The following is a 15,474-nucleotide window of genomic DNA, read 5'->3' on the forward strand; positions in this document are numbered from 1 at the left end:
CCGGCCGCCCCCGCCGCCCCGGCCCCCGGTGCTCACCGGGAGCCGCGGAACCCGGCCCCCTCCACGATCAGGCCCGCCACCAGGGCCCCCGTCATCCCGGCGTGCGCCAGCCCGCCGCCGGGGTGCGCCCAGCCGCCCGCCAGGTACAGCCCGGGCAGGGCCGTCGCGTTGGCGGGGTAGAGCATCCGGCCGTCCGCGCCCGCGAGGGCGGGCGGCGGAACCGCGCCCCCCGCGGCGCCCGTGGCCTCCGCGACATCGGCCGGGGTGCGCGCCTCCTGCCACAGCAGCCGCTCCCGCAGCCCCGCAACGGCCCGCCCGGCCGCCGCCAGCAGCTCCTCGGCCGGTACCCCGGAAGCGGTGCACACAGCGCTCACGGTGACCGCCTCGTGGTCCGCGTCGGGGCGCGTGGCGGGGTCGTCGGGCCGCAGCACGGTGACGGGGCGGGCACCGGGGGAGTGCACCACCGTCCGGTGGGCGGTGTCCGGGGGGCGCGGGCCGCGCAGCGCGAGGAACAGGGTGGTCCGGCTCAGCGCCTCCGTGCGCGGGACGACCGCGCCCCCGGGCCAGGGCAGCGACCCGGGCAGCAGCGGGACGAGGAGCCCCCGGGGATCGGCCCCGCAGACCACCGCGTCGGCTTCGGCCCGGGTCCCGTCGGCCAGCAGTACCCCGGCCGCCCGGCCGTCGCGCTCCAGCACCTCCCGTACCGGGGCGCCGAAGCAGAACTCCACCTTCCGCTCCCGGCAGCGCTCGTACACGGCGGTGGCCAGCTCCCGGATCCCGCCGCGGACGTACCAGCTGCCGAAGGTCTGCTCCATGTACGGGAGCACCACGGCGGAGGCCGGAGCGGTCCGCGGGTCCACGCCGTGCCCCAGCACCATCGCCTCCAGCAGGGTGGCGAGCGGCCCGCCCAGCTCCCGCCGGGCCACCTCGGCCAGCGTCGGCGGGCGGCGGCGCAGCAGCCCGCTGCCCCGCAGCGCGGGGTAGGGGTCGCGGGCCAGTACCTGCCAGTCGGGCCACAGGGGCTCCTCCAGCAGCGGGCGGCGGGTGGCGTCCCAGGCGCTGCGGGCCCGCCCGAGCACCCCGCTCCAGCGCTCCCCGGCGCCCGCGCCGAAGGCTTGGTCGAGGACGGTGGCGACGCCGCCGCGCGAGGCGTTGGGGAGGGTGACGTCCGTGCCGTCGGCCAGCAGGTGCCGGGCCGAGGGGTCCACCTGGACCGGCTCGGCGCACTCCTCCAGAGGGCGCTTTCCGGTCTTCACGAACAGGTCGCGGTAGACGGCGGGGAGGTGCAGCAGGCCAGGGCCGGTGTCGAAGACGAAGCCGTCGCGCTCGAAGCGCCCCACCGCTCCGCCGTAGGTCGCCGAGCGCTCGTACACCGTCACCCGGTGGCCCGCCACAGCCAGCCGGGCGGCCGTCGCCATCGCGCCCATCCCGGCGCCGATCACCGCAATTCGTGCCATGCGTCCGACCCTACCGAGTCACCCCGGTGGCCTCGTCGGCGAGGCATGGGCCAGCCGTTTCTCCTCGCGGCGCTGGGCCCGGCGGCGCCGGAAGCGGCGGATCCGGCTCCAGAGGTAGAAGAGCAGGGCGAGCCCGATGAGCAGCAGCACCCCGGCGATGACGGCGGCGGCCTGCGGGTTGAACATGGCGAAGGTGACGATCCCGCCGACCCCGAGGTCCTCGGCCGTGCTCAGCGCGATGTTGGTGAACGGCTCGGGCGAGGTGTTCACCGCCATCCGGGTGCCCGCCTTGACGAAATGGCTGGCCAGCGCGGTGGACCCGCCGACGGCCCCGGCGGCGATGTCGGAGAGGGAGCCGCTCTGTCCGGCCAGCAGCGCGCCGACGACGGCCCCGGAGACGGGGCGGATGACGGTGTGGACGGTGTCCCAGAGCGAGTCCACGTACGGGATCTTGTCGGCGACGGCCTCGCAGAGGAACAGGACGGCCGCGACGATGAGGACGTCGGTGCGCTGGAGCGAGGCGGGCACCTCGTCGGTGACCCCGGTCGCGCCGAAGATGCCGAGCAGCAGGACCACGGCGTAGGCGTTGATTCCGCTGGCCCAGCCGCTGGTGAAGACCAGGGGGAGGACACTCACCCGGTCATCATGCAGCACCCGGGCCCGGCCGGGCGTTGCGAACCGCCAGACGGGACGGGGCCGGACCGGAAAGGGGATGAGCGCCGTTCAGGCGCTCATCCCCTCACCGAAAGTTTTGCGGGGCCCTACTGGCCCTGCTCGTCACGGCGTCGCTGCCACCGCTGCTCGATCCGGTTCATCATGGTCCGGCGCTGCCGGTTCTGGTCGTGGCCCGCGTCACCGGCGCCGGCCACGGGATGCTCGCCAGGTTTGGGTGCCTTGCGCCATCCGGTGACCGCGAGAACCGCACAGCCCAGCATGACGAGGAACCCCACCACACTGACCCAGATCAGGTTCTGCGCGACCATTCCGGTCATGAGGAGCGCGATACCCACCAGAAAGCCTGCGACTGCCTGGTAGACCCGTCGTCGGGTGTACGTACGCAGCCCGCTTCCCTCAAGCGCTGTCGCGAACTTGGGATCTTCGGCGTACAGCGCTCGCTCCATCTGCTCGAGCATTCGCTGCTCGTGCTCCGAGAGCGGCACGGGAGTCCTCCTCATCCGTCGGTCGCGCGGGGTAGCGACCAGGGGTCCCCTCCAGGATAGGCAGGGAATCGCCCCCGTGAAACCCGCCCCTCTACGCCATTTCGCCAAACCGTACCGTCGTAAGGGCGGTCGTTGAGGCGCTTATTCCCCAATGGCCCGTCCACCATGCCGACGGTGTCCCCCGATCATACGGGGCCGACCGGCTGAACGGGGTGCCGACGGCACACTCCGTTCACGGCAGCGCCGCAGATCAGACGCGCTTCTCGCCCAGGACGTGCAGCTGCGTGGCGACCGCGTGGAAGGCGGGCAGCTCGGCCGCCGCTTCCTCCAGGCGCAGCAGTGCTTCGACGGCTCCCGGCTCGGTGTCCACCAGGACTCCGGGGACCAGGTCGGCGAAGATCCGCACGCCGTGCACGGAGCCGACCGCGAGGCCCGCTCCGGCGACCAGTTCGCTGAGCTGGTCGGCGGTGAACCGGCGCGGCATCGGGTCACCGGCGCCCCAGCGGCCCGCCGGGTCGGTCAGGGCCGTCCGGGCCTCGGTGAAGTGCCCGGCCAGCGCGCGGGCCAGGACGGCTCCGCCGAGTCCGGCGCCGAGCAGGCTGAGCGTGCCGCCGGGCCGCAGCGCCGCGACGGCGTTGGCCACGCCCTCGGCCGGGTCGTCGACGTACTCCAGCACGCCGTGGCACAGCACCACGTCGTACGCCTCGCGGTCGACGACGTCGAGCAGGCCCTGGGCATCGCCCTGGACCCCGCGGACCAGGTCGGCGACCCCGGCCTCGGCGACCCGGCGCTCCAGCCCGAACAGCGCGTTCGGGCTGGGGTCGACCACGGTCACGCGGTGGCCGAGCCGGGCCACCGGGACGGCGAACTTGCCGGTGCCGCCACCGGTGTCCAGTACGTCGAGCACATCCCGCCCGGTCGCCTTGACCCGGCGGTCGAGGGCCTCCTTCAGGACCTCCCACACCACGGCGGTGCGGAGGGAGGCACGGGGGCGGGAAGTGTCCGACACGGCTGATGGCTCCTCGGCGCTGAAGGGTGAGCGGTCCGGCCCCACCCTATTGCCTTCGCCGTCCGCTCAGGTCATCCCAGCTCGGGGCGGCCCGCCCGGGGTTCCGGCAGGGTCGGCCGGAGCTCCAGCATCCGTTCCACCAGCCGCAGGAACATCCCCGTGGCCCGCACCAGGTCGTCCGCGTCGCGGGTGCTCGCCGCGTCGGCTATCCCCGCCTCGGCCCGGGCCCGGCGGGCGGCCCCCGAGGCGAAGAGGGCGCTCCACTCCGTCAGCTCCGGGGCCACCTGGGGGAGCACCTCCCAGGCGCTGCGGATCCGGGGCCGCCTGCGCGGGTGCACCGGTTCGGGCCGCCCGCGCGCGGCGAGCACCGCCGCGGCGGTGCGCAGGGCCGCGAGGTGGGCGGTGGCATAGCGCTCGTTGGCCCGGGGCAGACGCGCGGCCTCGGCAAGCCCGCGACGGGCCTTGTCGAGCAGCTCGACGGCGGCCGGAGGGGCAGCGGACTTGCGCGCGACGGGATGGACAGGGGACGGGGACGGTGTGGCCATGACGAACCTCCTGTCGTTGCGTGGAGCGTTGCGTGCACCCGTACGGGGTGCGGACTTCCCCTCCATCGTGAGGGCACCCACTGACAATCGTTCTGACCTGCGGGTTCCCCCCTTTGGCTGGACAACACCCCCCGGATGTGCGGTTCGTGGAGCCATGGTGATAGTTTTTGCACTGACCAGTCAGTTCAAAAAGAGGGGGAGGGTGTGGACAGCCCGCACGGAGCGGCCGTCAAGGCCGAGGACTTCGGACTCAAAGGCCCACGAGGCTGGGTCTTCCGGGGAGTGTCGTTCGACGCTCCGGCCGGTTCGCTGATCGCCGTCGAGGGGCCCTCCGGCAGTGGCCGGACCTGCCTGCTCCTCGCGCTCACCGGCCGCATGAAGCCCACCGAGGGATCCGCCGAGATCGGCCGCCACCGGCTGCCGAAGAAGATGGCCGCGGTCCGCCGGATCGCCGCCCTCGGCCCGGTCCCCGGGGTCACCGACCTCGATCCCGCGCTCACCGTCGCTGAGCAGCTGCGCGAGGGCGCCCTGCTCCAGCGCCGCTACGACGCCCCCGTCCGGGCCCTGTTCCGCCCCCGCGCCGAGCGCGCGTCGAGCGCCGCGGCCCGGATCGAGGCCGTCCTGGCCGCCGTAGGACTGCGCCTGGAGAGCCTGCCCAAGGGTCCGCGCACCTCCGTGCGCGACCTGGAACGGCTCGAAGCCCTGCGGCTCTCGGTGGCCATCGCGCTGCTCGGCGGCCCCCGGCTGCTGGCCGTCGACGACACCGACCTCAAGCTCTCCGACGCGGAACGCGCCGAGGCCTGGACCCTGCTGCGGCACATCGCCGACTCCGGCACCACCGTCCTGGCCGTCTGCAGCGAGGCCCCCGAGGACGCACTGGTCCTGCGCACGGCCGCGGCCCGCCCCGCGGCCACCAGCACGGACACGGGTACGGACGCCGACACCGAGCCCGTCACCGAGCCCGTCACCGAGCCCGTCACCGAGCCCGGAACGGCCCCTGCCACGGCCACCGCCGCCGAATCCGACGCCGACACCGACACCGGAACCGACACGAAGGGGGCGGCGGATGCGCTCGCCGAAGCTCGCCGCGCTTGAGCTCAAGCGGTTCGGCCGGGGGAAGCTGCCCGCCGCCGCGCTCGTGGCCCTCCTCCTGCTCCCGCTGCTCTACGGCGCCCTCTACCTCTGCTCGTTCTGGGACCCGTACAGCCGCCTCGACAAGATCCCGGTCGCGCTCGTCAACGCCGACAAGGGCGCCGACGCCGCGGGCAAGCACATCGACGCGGGCGGGGAGATCACCAAGAAGCTGCACGCCAGCAAGACCTTCGACTGGCACGAGGTCGACGCGGGCGAGGCCGCCAAGGGCCTGGAGAAGGGGAAGTACTACCTCTCCCTGACCATGCCCGCCGACTTCAGCAAGAAGATCGCCTCCAGCTCCGGCGACGACCCCACCACCAGCGCGCTCCAGGTCCGCACCAACGACGCGAACAACTACATCGTCGGGTCGATCTCGCGCACCGTCTTCGCCGAGGTCCGTTCCGCCGCGACGGCCAACGCCTCCCGCGGCTTCCTCGACAAGATCTTCGTCTCCTTCTCCGACCTGCACGACAAGACCGCCGAGGCCGCCGACGGCGCCGACAAGCTCAAGGACGGCGCGGGCAAGGCCAAGCAGGGCGCCCAGGACCTCGCCGACGGTCTCGACACCGCCAAGGAGAAGACCGGCGAACTGGCGGGCGGCATCAGGAAGCTCGACACCGCCGCCGGACAGCTGGAGACCGGTACGCGGGACATCGCGTCCGGCACCCAGACCCTCGCCGACAAGGTCCACGGCGCCGCCGACAAGGCCCGCCCGCTGATCAAGGACCCCAAGCAGCTCTCGGACACCGCCGAACTGGTCGCCGACACCGCGCACACCGTCAACAACCACCTCGACACCTTCGCCAAGAAGGCCCCCGAGGCCGCGCGCGTCACCCAGCGGGTCTCCACCGGCGCGGCTTCCGTCTACGCCGACGTCTGCACCAAGGCCACCGGCCCGCAGCCCGCCTCCTGCCCGCAGCTCAAGAAGGTCAAGGACGACGCGGCCGAGGCCGCCGAACTCTCCGCCGATGTGAACACCCTGGTCAAGGACGCGAACGGCGACCTCGGCAAGCTCAAGGGCCAGCTGACCACCCTGGAGAAGCAGGCCCGCGACCTCGCCGAGAAGGCCCCCTCCCTCTCCTCCGACCTCGACGCGGCCGTCACCAAGGTCGACGCCCTGAACACCGGCGCCCACAAGGTCGCCAAGGGCATGACCCAGCTCCACACCGGCCTCGGCACCGCCGCCAGCGGCTCCTCCGGCCTGGAGAGCGGCGTCGGCAAGCTCGGCGACGGCGCGCACAGCCTCGACGGCGGCATGTTCAAGCTGGTCGACGGCACGGGCGACCTCGCCACCGGGCTCCACGACGGCGTGGGCAAGATCCCCGACTACGACCAGCCGCAGCGCGACGCCCGCACCGAGGTCATGGCCGACCCGGTCAAGCTGGCCAGCCAGTCCCTGCACAAGGCGCCCAACTACGGCACCGGCTTCGCCCCGTACTTCATCCCGCTCTCCCTCTGGGTCGGCGCGATGGTCGCCTACATGCTGATCGCCCCGCTCAACAAGCGGGCCCTGGCCGCGGGCGCCTCGCCCTGGCGGGTGGCCCTGGCGGGCTGGCTGCCGGTGGCCGGGCTGGGCGTCGTACAGGTGGGCGCGCTGATGTCCGTACTGCACTGGGGACTGGGCCTGGAGATGGCCCGGCCCGCCCTCACCATCGGCTTCCTCGCCGTGACCACGGCCTGCTTCTCGGCGATCGTGCAGTGGATGAACGCCAAGTTCGGGGCGGCCGGGCGGATCCTCGTCCTCGTCGCGCTGATGCTCCAGCTGACGTCGGCGGGCGGCACCTACCCCGTTCAGACCAGCCCCGGCTTCTTCGGCTGGATCCACCCCTACCTCCCGATGTCCTACGTCGTCGAGGGCTTGCGGCGGCTGATCAGCGGCGGCGACCTCGCCCCCGTGTGGCAGGGCTTCGGAGTCCTGGCCGCCTTCACCGTCGGGGCCCTGGCCCTCACCGCCCTCGCCGCCCGCGGCAAGCAGGTGTGGACCATGGACCGGCTGCACCCCGACCTGAGCCTGTAGAGAGCCGGGGACCTGTGAGAATCAGCGCCATGGACAGCAGCAGCACCGGTACTGGCTCCGGTCGACGCCAGGCCACGCGGCAGAAGCTCTACGAAGCGGCCGTCACCCTCATCGCCGAACAGGGGTTCTCCGCGACTACGGTCGACGAGATCGCCGAACGGGCGGGAGTCGCGAAGGGCACCGTCTACTACAACTTCGCGAGCAAGACCGATCTCTTCGAGGAGCTGTTGCGGCACGGGGTCGGACTCCTGACCGTCTCCCTGCGGACCGCCGCCGAGGAGACCGAGGCGCGCGGAGGCACCCGGGTCGAGGCGCTCGACCAGATGATCCGGGCCGGGCTCGTCTTCATCGACCGCTACCCGGCCTTCACCCAGTTGTACGTCGCCGAACTCTGGCGGACGAACCGGGCCTGGCAGTCCACCCTGATGGTGGTCCGGCAGGAGGCGGTGGCCGTGGTGGAGACGGTGCTGCGGGAAGGGGTCGAGCGGGGGGAACTCAGCGCGGAGATCGACGTGCCGCTGACGGCGGCGGCGATGGTGGGGATGGTGCTGGTCGCCGCGCTGGACTGGCAGTCCTTCCAGAGCGAGCGGTCCATCGACGACGTGCACTCGGCGCTGTCGCTGCTGCTGCGGGGGCGGGTCAGCGGGAGTCGCTGAGTCGGCGGTGTCCCCCGGGCGGGGCGGCCGCGTAGAACTGAGTATCCGTACCTAGGCGTGGAAATGAGTACGCGCACGGATGGGCCTCCACCTGCGATGACCGCAGACTGGGGGTGACGGACGGGGCCTCGGCCCGCACCGCGGACACGGGGCCGCGGAGCGGGCCGGTGTTCCGCCGACGGGGGACGGGGGACGGACGCCGGTGCGGTGGGCTCGGGGGGATCGAGCCCACCGCACCGGCGTTCCGCGTTTCCCGTGTCCTCGATCGCCGGACGGGCCGGGTTTCGCTCGGCTCCGCGAGGGCGGGTCCGTCAGCCGCGGCGGCGGGTGAGGCGGGTGCCGAGGGGGCGGACGAGCCGGGTTCCCAGGCGGCCGAGGCGCAGGGTGGCCGTGGACCAGCGGGACGCGGCGGACCAGCGGACGCGGACCGCCGAGCGCGGCGCGAACACCGCTCGCAGACGGCTGCGCCGCGAGACCCCGGCCAGCAGGGCCGCGCGGGCCGCCAGGACGTCGGGCCCCAGCGGGACCGCCACCGCGCCCGGTGGCGCGTACAGCTCCCGTTCCACCGCCCCCGCCACCCGCCGTACCGCGTCCGCCGCGTCCGGGGCCAGTCGTCCCCGCTCCACGATCCGGGCCGCGGCGGCCCGGGGGGACAGGGCTTCGTCGGGGATGATCCCGACGTCCCACGCCGAGTCCCCCAGCTCCCGCCACGCGTCCAGCGGGTCCCCGCCGCGCAGCAGCCGCGCCCGTACCCGGCGCCGCCACAGCAACGGCAGCAGCGGCACCACGAGGACCACCACCGCCGACGCCGACCAGGCGAGGACGGTACCCGCCGACACCCCGCCGCCACCCGAACCGGCGCCCGCCGCGACCGCCGGGTTCCCGCACTCGCCGAGCTTCTTCAGCTCCGGCGGGCAGTCGTCCGACTGCGAAGGGGCCGCGCTGGGCGCGGCCGCCGACGCCGACGGCAGCGGCGCCGGGGCGGACGGCTGCGAGACCGGAGTGTCGGGCCGGGTGTACGACGGGGTCGACCCGCGCTGCGGGGTCGGCTCGAAGCGGGTCCAGCCCACGCCCTCGAAGTACAGCTCGGGCCACGCGTGCGCGTCCCGCATGCTCACGGCCACGCTGCCGTCGCCCTGCCGGGTGCCCGGCGCGAAACCGACCGCGACCCGGGCCGGGATCCCCAGCGAGCGGGCCATCGTCGCCATCGAGAAGGAGAAGTGGATGCAAAAGCCCCGCTTGTCCTCCAGGAACTTCACGATGGCCTGCGAGCCACTGCCCGAGGCGACCTTCGTGTCGTAGGTGAACCCGCCGTTGACGGCGAAGTAGTCCTGGAGCGCCACCGCCTTCGCGTAGCTGCCCCGCGCCCCCTGCGTGACCCGCAAGGCCGTGTCCGTGACCGCCCTCGGCAGGTTGTCCGGCAGCTGCGTGTACTCGCCGAGGAACTGGGGGGAGGCGGGCGGCGCCGCCGCCAGCTGCTCGGCCGTCGGCCGCAGCTCCAGGCTGCGCACGGTGTACTGCGCGCCCTGCGTGTTCTGGTACTTCTCCCTGCTGAGCTGCTCGCCGACCAGCGTCCGCCCCACCGGCTCGTACCGCCAGCGCCCGCGGACGTCCACGCCGGTCGCCGGGTAGGGCATCGGCAGGTAGCGCTGCGCGTAGGTGCCCGACGCCGAGACGTTGGTGCGGACCTCGGTGGCGCCCGCGCGGACGTCCCCGCTCAGGCCCGGCGGCTCCGGCAGCCGCGCGGGGAGTTCGGTCAGCGGGCGCGCGGACGCCTCCCACTTGACCCCGTCGAACCGGTCGAGCGAGAGGATCCGCAGGTACTGGTTGGAGAGTTCCTTGCTGTCCGACCGGTACTTCAGCACCTCGCGGTTGTCCTGCGTGTTGAGGCTGTCCTGGAGGGCCACCAGCGGATTGACCGCCTGCGCCGTTCCGACGCCCAGGCCCCCGCCGCCACCGCCCGAGCCCTGCGCGTCCAGCAGCCCGCCGCCCATCGCGGGCAGCGCCGCCGACACCGCGAGGGCGATCCCGAGGGTGAGCGCGCCGATCCGCCGACCGGTCCGTACGGGGGCCAGCGGCCGGCTCCCGCCGCCCGCCCCGCCCGTACGGCCGCCCGCACCGTCCGGGGCCGCGCCGCCGAAGACCCGGCCCCAGCGGGCCAGCCGGTCCCGGCTCTCGGCCAGGAGCAGCAGCAGGTAGCCGCAGGCCGACAGGACGAACCACAGCCAGGACGCCCCGCCGCCGCCGCTCAGCCCGGCGCCCACCGAATACAGCGCCAGCAGCGGCAGCCCGGCCGCCGCGGCGGCCCGTAGCGTCACCGCCAGCGTGTCCACGAGCAGCGCGATCAGCAGCACCCCGGAGATCAGCAGCAGCCGGATCCCCTCCGTCAGCGGCGCGGGCGCGGCGAACTCGCCCACGTCCCGCAGCCCCTGCCGGAACAGTCCGCCGAAGTCCGTCACCAGGTAGGCGAGCGGCCCGGACCCGGTGGGCTGCCCCCGCCCGGCGAACAGCAGGAGCAGCAGGACCGCGCTCACCAGCAGCTGCGTGGCCACCGTCAGCGGGCGGGCCAGCGGCACCCGCCGGGCCGCCGCGCCGACCCCGCTCTGGACGGCGGCCAGCACCGCCGCCTGCAGGATCCAGGTCGTGGGACGTACCAGGGGCAGCATCGCACTGGCGGTGAGCAGGGTCGCCAGCAGCGCGAAGAGGGTCAGTCTCGCCCGGCCGCTCATGCTGTGCCTCCGCTGGTGTTCACGTCATGGCCCGGTCCGTGGCCCTGGCCGGTGGCCGCCTGCCGCCACAGTTCGGCGAAGGCGGTCGCGGGGGGTACGGCGACCGCGGTCCAGCCCGCGTCGCGCAGCTGCCGCAGCCGTTCGGCCTGCGGGTTCGGCGTCCGCTCCGGGGCGGCGCCCGGAGCGGCCCAGGCGTCGGAGTCGATCACGAAGGCGACCGCGCCGCCGGACCGGCCGCGCATCTTCGCCGCCAGCGAGGTCTGTACGTCGTCCAGCTCACCGAAGAATGCGATCAGCAGCCCGTCGTGGCCGGCGCGCACCTGGTCGTGGGCGCGGGAGAGCCCGGCCCCGTCGGAGTGCCCGACGATCGCGAGGGTGTCCATCATCAGGCCCGCCGCCTCGGCGGACTCCTGGCCGCCGGAGGAGAAACCGCCCGCGCCCTCGCTGGGCACCGAGTTCCCGGTGTCGGTCAGCAGCCGGACCGAGAACCCCCGCTCCAGCAGGTGGACCAGGGCGGAGGCGGCGCCGGAGACGGCCCATTCGAAGGCCGAGTCGGGGCCCGCGCCCTCGTAGGCGAGCCGCCGGGTGTCCAGCAGGACGGTGGCCCGGCTGCGCTGCGGCTGCTCCTCGCGGCGGACCATCAGCTCGCCGTAGCGGGCGGTGGACCGCCAGTGGACGCGGCGCAGGTCGTCGCCCTGCCGGTAGCCGCGCGGGATCACGTCGTCGTCACCGGCCAGCGCGAGCGAGCGGAGGCTGCCGTCGCCGTAGCCGGAGGAGTCGCCCGCCAGCCGTACGGCGGGCAGCGGTTCGGTGCGCGGGATGACGGTGAGGGTGTCGTAGGTGCTGAACGAGCGGGTCAGCTCCACCAGCCCGAAGGGGTCGGCCAGGCGCAGCTGGAGCGGCCCCAGCGGGTAGCGCCCGCGCAGGTCGGAGCGGACCCGGTAGGACACCTCGCGGCGGCCGCCCGGCTCCACCCGGTCCAGGACGAAGCGGGGCCGGGGCCCGAGGACGTACGGCACCCGGTCCTGCAGCATCAGCAGGCCCGTGGGCAGCCGGGAGACGTTGTCCATCCGCAGCTGGACCCGGGCCTCGGCGCCCGCGGGCACCCGCATCGGGGTCAGGCGCCGGCTCCCGGTGACCCGGTAGCGGGTCCGGTGCAGGGCGAGGACGCAGATCAGCGGCAGCAGGGCGATCAGCAGCCCGACGCGCAGCAGGTCGGCCTGGCCCAGGACGTAGGCGCAGACGGCGGCGGCGATGCCCGCGGCCAGGAAGGACCGGCCGCGGGTGGTGAGCCCGGAGAGCGCCGTGCGCAGTCCGCCGCTCTCGCCGGCACCGCCAGGGGTACCGGCGCTCATCAGAAGCCCCGGACGTCCGCGCCGGGCGGCTGCTCGCCGCGCGCGGTGGCGGCCGGGACCGGGGTCCGCTGGAGGATCTCGGCGATCACCTGTTCGGAGGTCCGGCGGCTGAGCTGGGCCTGCGCGGTCGGCAGCAGCCGGTGCGCGAGCACCGGGGCGGCCAGCGCCTGTACGTCGTCGGGCAGCACGTACTCCCGGCCCGCGAGGGCGGCGGAGGCCTTGACGGCGCGCAGCAGGTGCAGGGTGGCCCGGGGTGAGGCGCCGAGGCGCAGCTCGGGGTGGTGGCGGGTCGCGGAGACCAGGTCCACGATGTAGCGCCGGACGGGCTGGGCGACGTACACCTCGCGGACGGCGTCGATCAGCTTGAGGATGTCGTGCGCGTGGGCGACGGCGGCGAGGTCGTCGAGCGGGGACTGGCCGCCGTGCACGTCGAGCATCTCCAGCTCGGCCTCGGGGCTGGGGTAGCCGACGGAGACGCGGGCCATGAAGCGGTCGCGCTGGGCCTCGGGGAGGGGGTAGGTGCCCTCCATCTCCACCGGGTTCTGGGTGGCGACCACCATGAACGGCGAGGGCAGCCGGTAGGTCTTGCCGTCGGTGGTGACCTGGCGTTCCTCCATCGACTCCAGCAGTGCGGACTGGGTCTTGGGGGAGGCGCGGTTGATCTCGTCGCCGATCACGATCTGTGCGAAGACGGCGCCGGGCTTGAACTCGAACTCGTGGGTCTGCTGGTCGTAGATGCTCACGCCGGTGATGTCGGAGGGCAGCAGGTCCGGGGTGAACTGGATCCGCTGCACCGAGCAGTCGATGGACTTGGCGAGGGCCTTGGCCAGCATGGTCTTGCCGACCCCGGGCACGTCCTCGATGAGCAGGTGGCCCTCTGCCAGGAGCACGGTCAGCGCGAGGCGGACGACCTCGGGCTTGCCCTCGATCACGCTCTCCACCGACTGGCGGATCCGCTCCGCCGTGGTGGTCAGATCAGCGAGGCTCGCTCGGTCGTCGTACGTGGTCACCTGGTTCTCCTCGGCCCTTTTCCCCTGGGCCGACGCCCGTTCGCGCTTGTCCGGCCCACCCCGAAAAACACATTGTTGACGGCGTTACGGCCTGGTGTCACTCAGGAGACGGGACTGATCTCGCGCAGGAGTCCGGTGTGCACGTCGAAGACGAAGCCTCGCACATCGTCGCGGTGGGGCAGGAAGGGGTTGGTGCGGACACGCTGCATGGACTGCCGGACGTCCTGGTCCACGTCGCGGAAGGCCTCGACGGCCCAGGCGGGGCGCTGGCCGACCTCGTCCTCCAGCTCGTGCCGGAAGTCCTCGGTCAGGTTTTCGAGGCCACAGCCGGTGTGGTGGATGAGTATCACGCTGCGGGTGCCCAGGGCCCGCTGGCTGATGGTGAGGGAGCGGATGGTGTCATCGGTGACCACGCCGCCCGCGTTGCGGATGGTGTGGCAGTCGCCGAGTTCCAGCCCGAGGGCGGCGTGCAGGTCGAGGCGGGCGTCCATGCAGGCCACGACGGCCACGCGCAGGACCGGGCGGGCGTCCATGCCGGGGTCGGCGAATTCCGCGGCGTAGCGGGCGTTCGCGAGGACGAGGCGGTCGGTGACGCTGCCGCTCTCCGGGGACTCGGGAGCGGAGCCTGAGGGCAGGTGTGCGGAAGTCGTCATGGCTACGACGGTAGTGGTCACCGCTGGTAAAGGCAGGGAGCGAGGGTGGACAAAGAACGTCAATGGACCTTGTTGTGAGCTAACCCACAAGGGTGGGGTGGAGGCGGCCGTCCGGGTGATTCACGGCTTTTGTGGCTTCATCGGGAGAGCGGCGCACGGCGCGCGGGGCGGTTCGTTGACCGCGGCGACCGTTGGACTAAAGTGACGCGAACCGGCCGGGGCCCGGCCCTCACCGGCCTCCCGGCCACCGATGGAACTCCGCGTGCGCGGCGCGTACGTACGGCCCGGCCTCTCCGGCTCTCCGGCCCGCCCGGTGGTGCGTGCGCCTGCCGCGCCGTTATCTGAGAGGGCGCTTTGACTAGCGAGTCCCGACATGTCCCGGTGATGCTCCAGCGGTGCCTGGACCTGTTGGCCCCGGCGCTGGAGAGGCCCGGGGCCGTCGTCGTCGACTGCACCCTCGGCCTCGGCGGCCACAGCGAGGCCCTGCTGACCCGGTTCCCCGAAGCCCGCCTGATCGGGCTCGACCGCGACAAGGAAGCCCTGCGGCTCTCCGGCGAGCGGCTCGCGCCGTTCGGCGAGCGGGCCACCCTGGTGCACGCGATCTACGCCGACCTGGCCGAGGTGCTGGACAGCCTCGGCACCCCCACCGTCCAGGGCATCCTCTTCGACCTCGGGGTCTCCTCCATGCAGCTGGACGAGGCCGACCGCGGCTTCGCCTACGCGCAGGACGCGCCGCTGGACATGCGGATGGACCAGACGACCGGCATGAGCGCGGCCGAGGTCCTCAACACCTACCCGCCGGGCGAGCTGGTGCGGATCCTGCGCCAGTACGGCGAGGAGAAGCAGGCCAAGCGGATCGTGTCCGCCGTGGTGCGCGAGCGCGGCACGAACCCCTTCACCAACAGCGCCCGGCTGGTCGAGCTGATCCGCGACGCGCTGCCGCAGGCCGCCAAGCGGACCGGCGGCAACCCGGCCAAGCGGACCTTCCAGGCCCTGCGGATCGAGGTCAACGGCGAGCTGTCCGGTCTGGAGCGCGCCATTCCGGCGGCCGTGGACCGGATCGCCGTCGGCGGCCGGATCGCGGTGCTCTCCTACCACTCGCTGGAGGACCGCCTGGTCAAGCAGGTGTTCGCGGCGGGCGCCGCCAACACCGCGCCGGCCGGGCTGCCCGTCGTACCGGAGAAGTACCAGCCGAAGCTGAAGCTCCTGACCCGCGGCGCGGAACTGCCGACGGAAGAGGAGATCGCCGAGAACCGCCGGGCCGCCCCGGCCCGCTGCCGAGGCGTCGAACGCATCCGGGCGGCCGAGCTGTGACCCCCGGCGGGCGGGCGGCGACCGGGTACGGCCGGGCTGCGGGGGCCGGGCGGCGACGGGAGGGGGCCGGGTGAGCAAGGCCGGGCGGACGCCCTTCGTGCTGCTGGTCGTCGTACTGCTCGCCGGCGGGCTGATCAGCCTGCTGCTGCTGAACTCGGCCCTCAACCAGGGCTCCTTCCAGCTCAGCAAGCTGAAGAAGGAGACCACCTCGCTCACCGACGAGCAGCAGGCCCTCCAGCGCGACGTGGACGCCCAGTCGGCGCCCGACGCGCTGGAGCGGCGGGCCCGCGAGCTGGGCCTGTTGCCCGGCGGCGGCCCGGTCTGCCTCGGGACCGACGGCAAGGTCAGCGGGACCCCGGCCACGGCCGAGGTCCCCGCCCCGCCGTCGCCGCCCCCCTCCGCCCCGCCCGCCGCCACTCAGAACACCCCGCAGGG

Annotated in this window: 14 protein-coding genes; 5 read left to right on the forward strand and 9 right to left on the reverse strand. The window is 73.7% G+C overall.

Annotated elements, in window-relative coordinates; translation table 11 throughout:
• Positions 1-32: 32 nt before the first annotated feature.
• The 5 genes from QMF80_RS21440 to QMF80_RS21460 form a co-directional block, all read right to left on the reverse strand.
• Positions 33-1,457 carry a phytoene desaturase family protein gene (locus QMF80_RS21440; protein WP_283455730.1) on the reverse strand — a complete coding sequence of 475 codons (1,425 nt, stop codon included), beginning with the start codon at positions 1,455-1,457 and terminating at the stop codon, positions 33-35.
• Between the two features lie 18 nt (positions 1,458-1,475).
• A complete protein-coding gene (locus tag QMF80_RS21445; protein ID WP_283455732.1) occupies positions 1,476-2,093 on the reverse strand; it encodes a DUF4126 domain-containing protein in 618 nt (205 codons plus the stop codon).
• A gap of 125 nt (positions 2,094-2,218) precedes the next feature.
• Entirely contained in the window at positions 2,219-2,617 is a 399-nt protein-coding gene (locus QMF80_RS21450) for an SCO2097 family morphological protein (protein ID WP_283455734.1), read from the reverse strand.
• A gap of 250 nt (positions 2,618-2,867) precedes the next feature.
• The gene (locus tag QMF80_RS21455; RefSeq protein ID WP_283455736.1) at positions 2,868-3,626 is read right to left on the reverse strand and encodes a class I SAM-dependent methyltransferase; all 759 of its coding nucleotides are present in this window, start codon (positions 3,624-3,626) and stop codon (positions 2,868-2,870) included.
• A 71-nt stretch (positions 3,627-3,697) separates the two neighbouring features.
• Positions 3,698-4,171 carry an SAV_6107 family HEPN domain-containing protein gene (locus QMF80_RS21460; protein WP_283455738.1) on the reverse strand — a complete coding sequence of 158 codons (474 nt, stop codon included), beginning with the start codon at positions 4,169-4,171 and terminating at the stop codon, positions 3,698-3,700.
• 204 nt (positions 4,172-4,375) lie between these two features.
• Between QMF80_RS21460 and QMF80_RS21465 the strand changes: the two genes are divergently transcribed.
• Genes QMF80_RS21465 through QMF80_RS21475 form a run of 3 tightly spaced genes read left to right on the forward strand, consistent with a single transcriptional unit; the run spans position 4,376 to position 7,978 of the window.
• A complete protein-coding gene (locus QMF80_RS21465) occupies positions 4,376-5,266 on the forward strand; it encodes an ATP-binding cassette domain-containing protein (protein ID WP_283455740.1) in 891 nt (296 codons plus the stop codon).
• Positions 5,238-7,322: a YhgE/Pip domain-containing protein gene (locus QMF80_RS21470; protein WP_283455742.1), complete on the forward strand. Its 2,085-nt coding sequence runs from the start codon at positions 5,238-5,240 to the stop codon at positions 7,320-7,322. The genes QMF80_RS21465 and QMF80_RS21470 overlap by 29 nt, the downstream gene beginning before the upstream one ends.
• A 29-nt stretch (positions 7,323-7,351) precedes the next feature.
• Positions 7,352-7,978: a TetR/AcrR family transcriptional regulator gene (locus tag QMF80_RS21475; RefSeq protein ID WP_283455743.1), complete on the forward strand. Its 627-nt coding sequence runs from the start codon at positions 7,352-7,354 to the stop codon at positions 7,976-7,978.
• Between the two features lie 311 nt (positions 7,979-8,289).
• Here the strand turns inward: QMF80_RS21475 and QMF80_RS21480 are convergent, their stop codons facing one another.
• The 4 genes from QMF80_RS21480 to QMF80_RS21495 form a co-directional block, all read right to left on the reverse strand.
• Positions 8,290-10,707, reverse strand: a complete 2,418-nt coding sequence (locus QMF80_RS21480; RefSeq protein ID WP_283455745.1) for a transglutaminase TgpA family protein — start codon at positions 10,705-10,707, stop codon at positions 8,290-8,292.
• Positions 10,704-12,062 carry a DUF58 domain-containing protein gene (locus QMF80_RS21485; RefSeq protein ID WP_283455747.1) on the reverse strand — a complete coding sequence of 453 codons (1,359 nt, stop codon included), beginning with the start codon at positions 12,060-12,062 and terminating at the stop codon, positions 10,704-10,706. Before QMF80_RS21485 ends, QMF80_RS21480 begins: the two co-directional genes overlap by 4 nt.
• Positions 12,062-13,072: an AAA family ATPase gene (locus QMF80_RS21490; RefSeq protein ID WP_283455748.1), complete on the reverse strand. Its 1,011-nt coding sequence runs from the start codon at positions 13,070-13,072 to the stop codon at positions 12,062-12,064. Before QMF80_RS21490 ends, QMF80_RS21485 begins: the two co-directional genes overlap by 1 nt.
• A 101-nt stretch (positions 13,073-13,173) precedes the next feature.
• Positions 13,174-13,725: a beta-class carbonic anhydrase gene (locus tag QMF80_RS21495; RefSeq protein ID WP_283455750.1), complete on the reverse strand. Its 552-nt coding sequence runs from the start codon at positions 13,723-13,725 to the stop codon at positions 13,174-13,176.
• A 354-nt stretch (positions 13,726-14,079) separates the two neighbouring features.
• Between QMF80_RS21495 and rsmH the strand changes: the two genes are divergently transcribed.
• Together rsmH and ftsL are read left to right on the forward strand one after the other, a co-directional pair.
• Positions 14,080-15,039 carry a 16S rRNA (cytosine(1402)-N(4))-methyltransferase RsmH gene (rsmH, locus tag QMF80_RS21500; RefSeq protein ID WP_283455752.1) on the forward strand — a complete coding sequence of 320 codons (960 nt, stop codon included), beginning with the start codon at positions 14,080-14,082 and terminating at the stop codon, positions 15,037-15,039.
• Positions 15,040-15,109: 70 nt separating this feature from the next.
• The coding region (ftsL, locus tag QMF80_RS21505; protein WP_283455754.1) for a cell division protein FtsL at positions 15,110-15,474 on the forward strand (365 nt) is incomplete at its 3' end.

It is taken from the genome of Streptomyces sp. G-G2 (genome assembly GCF_030063135.1).
Lineage (GTDB): Bacteria > Actinomycetota > Actinomycetes > Streptomycetales > Streptomycetaceae > Streptomyces.